The sequence below is a fragment of the Haloferax sp. s1 genome (assembly GCF_058382125.1).
Genome location: NZ_JBZRPK010000505.1, coordinates 1 through 6,086, shown reverse-complemented (window position 1 = coordinate 6,086; position 6,086 = coordinate 1). Strand labels below are relative to the sequence as shown.

Annotated in this window: 5 protein-coding genes and 2 pseudogenes; 4 read left to right on the top strand and 3 right to left on the bottom strand. The window is 64.6% G+C overall.

Annotation, left to right across the window (positions count from 1 at the left end):
- Window positions 1–183: pseudogene (locus tag QT222_RS08140) on the top strand (VOC family protein); the annotation flags it as partial.
- A 12-nt stretch (window positions 184–195) separates the two neighbouring features.
- Here QT222_RS08140 and QT222_RS08135 read toward each other — a convergent pair.
- Window positions 196–666, bottom strand: coding sequence for a MaoC/PaaZ C-terminal domain-containing protein (locus tag QT222_RS08135; RefSeq protein ID WP_004060769.1), 471 nt, complete (start codon window positions 664–666; stop codon window positions 196–198).
- Window positions 667–761: 95 nt separating this feature from the next.
- Here QT222_RS08135 and QT222_RS08130 point away from each other — a divergent pair, with 95 nt between their 5' ends.
- On the top strand, window positions 762–1,169 hold the full coding sequence (locus QT222_RS08130; RefSeq protein ID WP_491476873.1) for a PaaI family thioesterase: 408 nt from the start codon (window positions 762–764) through the stop codon (window positions 1,167–1,169).
- Between the two features lie 22 nt (window positions 1,170–1,191).
- Here QT222_RS08130 and paaK read toward each other — a convergent pair whose 3' ends face one another.
- Complete coding sequence (gene paaK, locus QT222_RS08125) at window positions 1,192–2,481, bottom strand: phenylacetate--CoA ligase PaaK (protein WP_491476872.1); 1,290 nt, start codon at window positions 2,479–2,481, stop codon at window positions 1,192–1,194.
- Window positions 2,482–2,582: 101 nt separating this feature from the next.
- Here paaK and QT222_RS08120 point away from each other — a divergent pair, with 101 nt between their 5' ends.
- On the top strand, window positions 2,583–3,746 hold the full coding sequence (locus QT222_RS08120; RefSeq protein ID WP_004060772.1) for a thiolase domain-containing protein: 1,164 nt from the start codon (window positions 2,583–2,585) through the stop codon (window positions 3,744–3,746).
- Window positions 3,743–5,173, top strand: a complete 1,431-nt coding sequence (locus QT222_RS08115; protein WP_491476871.1) for a zinc ribbon domain-containing protein — start codon at window positions 3,743–3,745, stop codon at window positions 5,171–5,173. Before QT222_RS08120 ends, QT222_RS08115 begins: the two co-directional genes overlap by 4 nt.
- Before the next feature lie 39 nt (window positions 5,174–5,212).
- Here the strand turns inward: QT222_RS08115 and QT222_RS08110 are convergent.
- Window positions 5,213–6,086: pseudogene (locus tag QT222_RS08110) on the bottom strand (thiolase family protein); the annotation flags it as partial.

The window sequence follows — 6,086 nt, the reverse complement described above, 5'->3', positions numbered from 1 at the left end:
CTCGAGGCCGCAGGCGAGCGCGCCGTCGGCTACTCGGTTGTAGACGGCTGGACGGAAGCGTTCGTCTCGCCGGGGTACCCGACCGGGGGGCTGTTCCAGTTTATGGAGTACCACGACGACTACGGCGACCGCGGGCCGGACGATGCGCTGTTCGTCCGGGGTGAACGGTTAGACTCGTACTGACCGGCGATTCGCCTATTCCGCGCCCGCTTTCGTCTTGATGAGGAACTTCATGTCGCCTTCGAGGACGACGGTTCCGTCTTGCTTCGTCATCGTCACGTCGAGCACGACGAGTCCGGCGTCGTCGCGGCTGCCGAGGTCTTTCCGGTCGGAGACGACCATCGTCTGCGAGAGGGTGTCGCCGATGAAGACGGGGTTCGGAAGGTCCATGTAGTTCATCCCGAGGAATGCGAGAGCTGTGCGCTCGACGATACCCGACCGGTAGACGAACCCGGTCGACTGGACGAACGTCATCGGCCCGTGGGCGATGCGCTGGCCGAACTGGGTGTCTTCGGCGTACTCCTTGTTCGTGTGCAGTTCCGTCCAGTCGCCCGAGAGCGCCGAGTGCATCATGAAATCGGCTTCGGTGACGGTTCGACCGACGCTTTCGAACTCTTTGCCTTCTTCGAAGTCCTCGAAGTAGTGCGGTTCGTAGCTGTATGCCATACAACACCGTCACCCCCACCGAATAAAGAATTTTACATACCTATCATTACTGACAGTCGATGCCTACTTGACGAGTCGCGATGATGTGTGTTCACATGCCGAAGCCAGACGAGCACGCCGAGATACGCGACCGTGCGTCGAACGACCCGTTTTGCGACCGCGTCGGTATCGAACTCGCAGATATCGGCGAGGGGTACGCGGAGACGACACTGACCGTAGACGAGAGACATTTGAACTTCCACGGCACGCCGCACGGCGGGGCTGTCTACACGCTTGCGGACGCCGCGTTCGCCGCCGCATCGAACAGCCACGGGGATGCGGCGTTCGCACTGGAGACGAACATCTCGTATCTCGCGGCGGCGGAAGTGGGTGACACGCTCCGCGCCGTCGCAGAAGAGACGCACCTCGGCGGTCGAACCGCGGAGTACGAAGTCGTCGTGTCCGACGAGGCGGGCGGCAGGGTGGCGACGTTCCGCGGACGCGTCTACAAGCCCGGTCGCTGACGGCAGCTAACTAGCAAACCGTCTACTGGCCGCGGTGGTCGTAGACGCGCTGGACCTTGCCGACCTCGGTTCGGGCGATGTTCCCGTACTCGACGAGATTCAACTCGTCGGGGGTGAACGACAGGACGTTCGAGAGGCGCTTTCCGATGCGATTTTTGAGGTCGCTAATGGAACCGGCGAAGTCCTCCGTGAGTTCGACCGTAACCTCCAGTTGGTCGAGGTTCCCCTCGCGCCGAAGGTCGATGCGGTAGTGCGGCGCAATCTCGTCGAATTCGAGGACGACAGACTCCACCTCGCTCGGGTAGAAGTTCACCCCGCGGACGATGATTAGGTCGTCGGAGCGACCGGTGATGTTGTCCATACGGACGCAGGTCCGGCCGCACTCACAGGTATCGTAGTCGAGCGTCGTCAGGTCGCCCGTCCGGTACCGAAACACCGGAAGCGCATCTTTTGCGAGCGTCGTCAACACGAGTTCGCCTTCTTCGCCTTCCTCGACCGGGTCGCCCGTGTTAGGGTCGATGACTTCGGGATAGAAGTAATCCTCCCAGATGTGAAGCCCGTCCTGTGCTTCGCACTCGATGGAGACGCCGGGACCGACGATTTCGGAGAGACCGTAGATATCGATGCCGGTCACGCCGAGTCGGTCTTCGATTTCGTTCCGCATCGGCTCGGTACACGGTTCGGCGCCGAAGATGACGGTTCGAAGCGGGAGGTCGCGAATGTCGATACCCATATCTTCGGCGACTTCGGCGAGATAGAGCGCGTACGACGGCGTACAGGAGATAACGTCGCTTCCGAGGTCGTTCATCATCTCGACTTGCCGCTGCGTGTTCCCGCCGCCGATTGGGATAACCGTCGCGCCGAGTTCTTCGACGCCCTGGTGAAGTCCGAGACCCCCGGTGAAGAGACCGTAGCCGTAGGCGTTCTGGACGATGTCGTCTGAGCCGATGCCCGCTGCGGCGAGACAACGCGCGACCGCCTTACTCCACACGTCGAGGTCGTCCTGCGTGTAGCTGACAATCTTGGGCTTGCCGGTCGTCCCGGAGGAGGCGTGGATGCGAATTACGTCCTCCATGTCGACGGCGAACATGCCCGTCGGATAGTTATCGCGGAAGTCCTCTTTCGTCGTAAACGGGAGCTTCGAGAGGTCGTCGACGCTCTCGATGTCGTCCGGTGTGAGACCCAACTCGTCAAACGTCTCGCGGTAGAACTCGACGTTCTCGTACGCGTTCTGCACCGTCGCCTGCAGGCGACTGTTCTGGACCTCACGAAGTTCGTCTCGTGAGGCAGCCTCCATGCTATCGAATACCATGTACAAATGAACCCGATGATAGAAGGTGATAAAAATGATGCGGTCACGCCACTACTGACGCGGGGCGAACCTATTTCGCGGGGGATACGTAATCGACTATCATGCGAGATGCGTACATTGTCGGAGCGGGCCAATCGAAATACGGCGCGTTTCCGGACGAGAGTTACCGGTCGCTATTTGCGACGGCCTTCGAGGAGGCGCTCGACAGCGCCGGGGGCGTCGAACCGTCCGCGGTCGACGAGGCGGTCGTCGGGTCACTCGGCGTCGGCGGCCGACAACTCGGCCTGTCGGGACCGGCCGTAACAGAACACGTCGGACTCCACGGTGTCCCCTGTTCTCGAATCGAAAACGCCTGTGCCGCGAGCGGGTACGCGGTCAGACAGGCGGTACAGGCGGTCAAAAGCGGCATGGCCGACGTGGCCCTCGCGGGCGGCTACGAAGTCATGACCGACATGAGCGGCGACGTGGCGAAATACTGGCTCGGCGTCAGCGGCGAAACCGAGTGGGAGCGACTCACCGGCACGACGTTCTCGGGCGTCTACGCGCAGATGGCCTCCGCGTATCTGGACACCTACGACGCCTCGCCGGACCACTTCTCGAAAGTCGCCGTGAAGAACCACGCGAACGGTGCGAAAAACCCGAAGGCGCACCTCGGTTTCGAGTGTTCCCTCGACGACGCCCGAGACGCGCCCGTCGTCGCCGACCCGCTGAATCTGTATCACTGCTGTCCGACCTCCGACGGCGCGGCCGCGGTCATCGTCGCCAGCGAGGACGTGGCCAGCACGTGCGACGAAGCGATTCGCGTCGCGGGCGTCGGTGCCGCCTCCGAGCGCGTCGGACTCTTCCAGCGCGACAGCTACACCTCGATTTACTCGTCAACACAAGCCGCTGAAACAGCCTACGAGATGGCCGGACTCGGTCCCGACGACGTTGACTTCGCGGAGGTACACGACTGCTTTGCCATCGCCGAACTCCTCGCCTACGAGGACCTCGGATTCTGCGAGCGCGGCGGCGCACCCGAACTCATCGACGAGGGAGTGACGGAACTCGGCGGCGAGTTGCCGGTCAATCCCTCCGGCGGCCTGAAGTCGAAGGGACACCCAATCGGCGCGACGGGCGCGGGACAGGTCGTCGAGGCGTTCAAACAACTCACCGGCCACGCGGACGACCGACAGATTCCGAGTGCACGGGTCGGTCTCACGCACAACGTGGGTGGGTCCGGCGGTGCTGCGGTCGTTCACGTCCTCGAAGGGGGTGTGCTATGACTGGACTCCGAATCGCGGGCGTCGGCGCGTACGTGCCGCGTCTGTACGTTCCGGTATCCACCTACCGCGACGCGTGGGGCAAGAGCGGTGCCGCAGGCGTCGAGCGGGTCGCTGTGCCCGACGCCGACGAGGACACGCTCACCATGGCGACGGAAGCGAGCCAGCGCGCGCTCAGCGCCGCCGACGTGGACGCGAGCAAAATCGAACACCTTGCGTTCGCCACCACCACGCCACCAGCAGACGAAGAAGAACACACTGTCCGGCTCGCTTCGCTACTCGGCGTCGGCCCCGCGGTTCCGACGCGACAGTTCGGCGGCGGAACCCGCGCCGGTGCAGTCGCACTCGCGGCCACACTTGACGCGGAGGGGCCAGCACTCGTCGTCGTTTCCGACAGCCCGCAGGGCGCACCCGAAAGCGACGAAGCGGCCGCAGCCGGGGCAGGTGCCGCCGCGCTCGTGCTCGCCAAAGACGGGCCGCTATCCGTGGACGGAGTCGGCGAGTACGGCGAACCCTTCCCGGGAACTCGGTTCCGCCAACGCGGGAGCGCCGAGACGGAATCCATCGGCATCACGCAGTACGAGCGCGACGCCTACACCAGTTCCGTCGGCGGTGCGGTCGAAGCCCTCGGAACCGACGTGTCGGCTGTCGATGCCGTCGCACTCACCGCTCCGGATGGCAAGCTCCCGTACCGCGCGGCAGGTGCGGTCGGCGTGCCTACCGAGAAAATCGCGTCGGGAACTGTCGTCTCCAAGACCGGCGATGCGGGTGCTGCAGGACCGTTCCTCGGACTCGCTTCGGCGCTCGAATCGGGCGCATCGTCGGCCCTCCTCGTCGGTTACGGCGGTGGCGCTGGGGCGACAGCGGTGGTGCTTTCCGCAGATAGCGACGTGCCGCTTGGTGCGGTGCTCGAAGGCGACACGGAACTGTCCTACGCCGAAGCGCTTCGCCGTCGCGGAACGATAACGGGTGAAGAACCGGAGGGCGGCGGCGCGTACGTGAGCGTCCCGACGTGGCGACAGACGATTCCGCAGCGCCACAGACTCGTCGCCGGGCGGTGTACCGACTGCGGCGCACTCTCGTTCCCGCCGGAGGGCGCGTGCTTCGACTGCGGGTCGCTCGCCGGATACGAAGATACGCCGCTTCCCGGGACGGGAGCGGTCGAAGCCGCGACGGCCATCGGGCAGGGCGGCGCACCGCCCGAGTTCGTCGAACAACAGCAACGCTCCGGGTCGTTCCCGGTCGCCGTCGTCGCGTTCGACGGCCCGGAAGACGACGAGTCGGTGAGTGCACCCGCACAAGTCGTTCACTCGCCCGCCGGAACACCCGCTATCGGCGACCGAGTCGAGGCGGTCCCGCGCCGCATCTACGAACAGGAAGGCGTCGTCCGGTACGGTTTCAAGGTCGTGCCAACCGAGGTACGGCGGTAGGCTGGTCCACCCCGGGTTGACCGGGTAACTCACTCGCTGCCGCTCGAACACCGTCGCAACACCCTGTCCGAACCCGACGCACATCGTGGCGAGACCGTACCGGCCGCCGCGGCGGTCGAGTTCGTGCAGGAGCGTGGTGGCGATGCGCGCGCCGGAGCACCCGAGCGGGTGGCCGAGGGCGATTGCGCCGCCGTTGACGTTCAGTTTCTCCTCGTCGATACCGAGTTCGCGCTTACAGTAGAGACTCTGAGAGGCGAACGCCTCGTTGAGCTCCACGAGGTCGAGGTCGGAGACGGTCAGTCCTGCCTTATCGAGCGCCGCGCGGGTTGCCGAAATCGGGGCAACGCCCATCTCTTCGGGGTCGACGCCGACGACGGCGCGAGAGACGACGCGCCCGAGTACCGGGAGGTCGTTCTCCTCGGCGTAGCTTTCGGAGGTGACGAGCGCGCCCGCGGCCCCATCGGTCAGTGGAGAGGCGTTCCCGGGCGTGACCGACGCTTCCTCGTCGTCGGCGAAGACGGTCGGCAGCGATTCGAGCACGTCCATCGACGTGTCTTCTCTCGGTCCTTCGTCGTGCTCGACGAGACCATCCGGCGTTTCGACAGGAACGATTTCGGCGTCGAAGCGGCCGGATTTACGAGCCTCAATGGCCCGTTCGTGCGAGCGGAGAGCGAACGCATCCTGGTCCTCTCGGGGGATGTCGTATCGCCGGGCGACCGTCTCGGCGGTCTTGCCCATCGAAAGCGAGTCGCCGCCGTCGTACCGCGTTTCGAGGTCCGGATGGAGCCAGTCAGAAAACGGAATTCGAGACATGTGTTCGACGCCCGGGATAGGATAGACCGCGCCGTCGCCCGACTCGACCGTGCGGGCGGCGTCGTTCAGCGTCGTTAGTGACGACCCGCACAACCGAGAG

Excerpts from the sequence above, each read along its gene's own strand:
- paaK (WP_491476872.1), bottom strand. The coding sequence starts at position 2,481 with ATGGTATTCGATAGCATGGAGGCTGCCTCACGAGACGAACTTCGTGAG.
- QT222_RS08120 (WP_004060772.1), top strand. The coding sequence starts at position 2,583 with ATGCGAGATGCGTACATTGTCGGAGCGGGCCAATCGAAATACGGCGCG.
- QT222_RS08115 (WP_491476871.1), top strand. The coding sequence starts at position 3,743 with ATGACTGGACTCCGAATCGCGGGCGTCGGCGCGTACGTGCCGCGTCTG.
- QT222_RS08135 (WP_004060769.1), bottom strand. The coding sequence starts at position 666 with ATGGCATACAGCTACGAACCGCACTACTTCGAGGACTTCGAAGAAGGC.
- QT222_RS08130 (WP_491476873.1), top strand. The coding sequence starts at position 762 with ATGCCGAAGCCAGACGAGCACGCCGAGATACGCGACCGTGCGTCGAAC.